At 71.5% G+C, this 3,626-nt stretch carries 3 protein-coding genes; 1 reads left to right on the top strand and 2 read right to left on the bottom strand.

The genetic code is table 11. The features are described from left to right. Positions 1-355: 355 nt before the first annotated feature. On the bottom strand, positions 356-1,624 hold the full coding sequence (gene tyrS / locus AE652_RS37620; RefSeq protein ID WP_049659781.1) for a tyrosine--tRNA ligase: 1,269 nt from the start codon (positions 1,622-1,624) through the stop codon (positions 356-358). A 292-nt stretch (positions 1,625-1,916) separates the two neighbouring features. Here tyrS and AE652_RS37615 point away from each other — a divergent pair, with 292 nt between their 5' ends. Next, the gene (locus AE652_RS37615) at positions 1,917-2,447 is read left to right on the top strand and encodes an HNH endonuclease (protein ID WP_049659779.1); all 531 of its coding nucleotides are present in this window, start codon (positions 1,917-1,919) and stop codon (positions 2,445-2,447) included. Between the two features lie 47 nt (positions 2,448-2,494). Here AE652_RS37615 and AE652_RS37610 read toward each other — a convergent pair. Further along, positions 2,495-3,626 (bottom strand): PQQ-binding-like beta-propeller repeat protein (locus AE652_RS37610; RefSeq protein WP_049659777.1); only part of this gene is annotated, 1,132 nt, incomplete at its 5' end.

Raw genomic sequence — 3,626 nt, 5'->3', positions numbered from 1 at the left:
CGCTCCGTTTTCCGGAGTTTCATTCATCCGATTTCCCGAACTGGCCGGGTCCGCTTTTCGCGACGTCCACCACATTACCGCATTCCGAGTGTCACTCGAAATTCACACTCACCCGTAGACGGCAATGCCGACGAACCCATTTTCATGGGAATCAGAGTGGGAGTGGGTCTTGCTGAGTGGGGTGGCCGCTCCAGCGACTCGTTCAACACTAGGCCACCTGGACGACATCGTCAAACGTCGAGGGCCGGATCTGTCCAGATCCGGCCCTCGGGGCTCGAAGCCGCAGCTCAGAGCAGGTGTGCTTTCAGCCAAGCCTCAACCGGCAGCCTCCACCGGCCCGGCCGTCGACCGGCGGTCAGCCGGCGGCGACCAGCTCCGCCGCCGCCAGGTTCCGCTTGCCGCGCCGCAGCACCAGCCAGCGGCCGTGCAGCAGGTCGGCCTCGGTCGGCACCGCCTCCTCGTCCGTCACCTTGACGTTGTTGAGGTAGGCACCGCCCTCCTTGATCGTCCGGCGGGCGGCCGAACGGCTGGGCGACAGCCCGACGGCGACCAGCAGGTCGACCACCGTCTGCAGTTCGGACACCTCGGCCTTCGGGACCTCGGCCAGGGCGGCGGCCAGGGTCGGGGCCTCCAGGTCGGCGAGGTCGCCCTGGCCGAACAGCGCCTTGGACGCGGCGACCGCGCGCTCGTACTGCTCCGCGCCGTGCACCAGCGTGGTGAGCTCCTCGGCGAGGGCACGCTGGGCGAGGCGGGCGGCCGGGCGCTCGATGGTGTCGCGCTCCAGCTCCTCGACCTCCTCCTTCGAACGGAAGCTGAAGATCCGCAGGAAGGTGGGGACGTCCCGGTCGTCCGCGTTCAGCCAGAACTGGTAGAAGGCGTACGGGGTGGTCAGCTCGGGGTCGAGCCAGACCGTGCCGGACTCGGTCTTGCCGAACTTGGTGCCGTCGGCCTTGACGATCAGCGGCGTGGCCAGCGCGTGGACGGACTTGCCGTCGGCCTTGCGGATCAGGTCCGTGCCGGCGGTCAGGTTGCCCCACTGGTCGCTGCCGCCGGTCTGCAGGGCGCAGCCGTAGCGGCGGTTCAGCTCCAGGTAGTCCATGCCCTGGAGGATCTGGTAGCTGAACTCGGTGTAGCTGATGCCCGCGTCGGAGTTGAGCCGTCGGGCGACGGCCTCCTTGGCGATCATGTTGTTGACCCGGAAGTACTTGCCCACGTCACGCAGCAGGCTGATCGCCGACATCCCGGACGTCCAGTCCAGGTTGTTGACCATGCGCGCCGCGTACGGGCCCTCGAAGTCGAGGAAGCGCGAGATCTGGCCGCGCAGGCGTTCGACCCAGCCGGCCACCGTCTCGGGGTCGTTGAGCACGCGCTCGGCGGTGGGCTTCGGGTCGCCGATCAGGCCCGTGGCGCCGCCGACCAGCCCGAGCGGGAGGTTCCCCGCCTGCTGGATGCGGCGCATGGTGAGGATCTGCACCAGGTTGCCGAGGTGCAGGCTGGGGGCCGTCGGGTCGAAGCCGCAATAGAACGTGACCGGGCCGTCCGCGAACGCCTTGCGCAGTGCGTCCTCGTCAGTGGAAAGGGCGATCAGCCCGCGCCACTGCAGCTCGTCGACGATGTCCGTCACGGTCACGCTTCTCCTTCGATCGGGCGTCCGACCAGTGCTGGCCCGGTTCGGTCGGGCTCCGGGTCGGTACGACTCCAGCCTGATAGAGCCTACGCGGTTCCGGCCAGCGAGTTTCCCCGAGGCACCCCTCCCGGTCGGCCGGTCCGCCGTCCCGGGCCCCTCCCCGATACCGGAAATTCCGTTGTTCGACGGCTACGGGCCCATTCAGAGTGGTTCCACCGCCGTGCGGCGGCAGTGACGTGTGTGGAGACGGTCGTGCCGCCGTGGCACGCCCGCGGGAAGGGTGTGCCGAGTGCGCAACACGCTGGTTCTGAACGCGAGCTACGAGCCCCTGACGACGGTGTCGCTCCAGCGCGCCGTCGTCCTGGTGCTCCAGGACAAGGCCGTGGTGGAGCAGGCGCATCCGCTGCGCTCGATCCGGGGGACGGGCATTGCCGTCCCGGTGCCACGGGTGATCAGACTGCAACGGTACGTACGGGTGCCGTTCCGACAACAGGCTCCGTGGTCGCGGCGCGGCGTCCTGGCGCGGGACCGGCACCTGTGCGCGTACTGCGGCCGGCGGGCCACCACGGTGGACCACCTCCAGCCCAGGTCGCGCGGTGGTGCCGACAGCTGGATGAACACCGTGGCCGCGTGCGCGGAGGACAACCAGCACAAGGCGGACCGCACGCCGGAGCAGGCCGGGATGAAGCTGCTGCGCCGCCCGTTCGAGCCGACGCCGCAGGCCAGCCTGATGCTGGCGCTCGGTCTGCGCGGCTCGGAGGTCCGGGACCTCGCCGACTGGCTGCCGGCCGTACCGGGCCGGCCCGTCTCCGCGGCGTAAGGCGGCGCGAGGAGGCGCAAGGAGGCCGGAAACCCGGGCGGAGGGCCTCAGTCCTTCGCCCGGTACCCCGCCGCCGTGCCGTAGTTCGTCGAGTGCTCGGGCACCACGACCACCTGCCCGCCGCCGATGAGCACCCGTCCGGAGATCAGCAGCGAGCCGGTGCCGGCCGGGAAGTTGCCCCCGGTCGCCTCCCGGCCGCCCGCCAGCGGGAACCGGCTGAGGCGGGCGGGCTGGTCGCGGCGTTCGTCGGCGGCGAGCACCAGCGACCCGCCGTCGATGCCGACCGCCCGGACGGCGCCCTTGGCGGCGGTCGGCGTCTTCCAGCGCTGCTTGCCGGTGTCCAGGTCGTAGCCGACCGCGGCCACCGGCCCGCCGCCGTTCGGCGGGGCCAGGGTGGTGACCATCGTGCGGCCCTCGAAGTACACCTCGGGAGTGGCCGAAAACGTACCGTGGGCGACGTCCAGTCGGCCGCCGTCGACGGCCACCGGGATCTCGGCGGCCGGGTCGCCGCCCGCGCCCCAGGCGAACACCCGGTCGTCCTCGGGCTTCCCGCCGGTGGTGAGGACCACGGACGGCTCGGCCGACAGCACGGTCACCGTCTTCGGCTGGTTGTTCAGGCCCCGCCACCAGCCGACCTTGCCGTCCGCGGTGTTCAGCGCGACGGCCTGGTCGGCGGGGGTCGAGTCGGCGCAGGAGGAGGCGACGAGCACGGTCTTGCCGCTGACGCCGCCGGACAGGGTGCAGAACTTGCCCTGCCCGGTGTACTGCCAGACGTCCTTCCCGTCGGCGGACTCCCAGGCCAGCACCCGGTCGTCGCCGACGGCGATCACCTTGTCCTCGGTGACGCCGACCCGGGCCGAGTAGGCGCCCTTGGCGTCCGAGAGGCTCTTGGTCCAGACGGTCTTGCCGGTCTTGGTGTCCACGGCGGCCACCAGCGTGCAGGGGCTCTTCGGATCGGCCTGCGGACGGAACAGGGCCGCGCCCAGGCCCGCCGGGTTCACCCCCGCCGACAGCCCGCACGGGACGGCCCCGGCGGCCGGCGGCTCCACCGACCAGGTCGCCTTGCCGCCCGCCCGGTCGTACGCGTGCACCCCGGAGCCGTCGGCCCGGACCACCGCGTCGGCCAGCAGCCAGCCGCCGATCAGCGTGTCGTCGCCCCCGGACGGACCGGCCGCGGCC

This window comes from Kitasatospora sp. MY 5-36, assembly GCF_001182915.1.
Taxonomy (GTDB): Bacteria; Actinomycetota; Actinomycetes; order Streptomycetales; family Streptomycetaceae; genus Kitasatospora.
The sequence above is the reverse complement of the archived record's forward strand: the minus strand, read 5'-3'. Positions and strand labels throughout refer to the sequence as shown.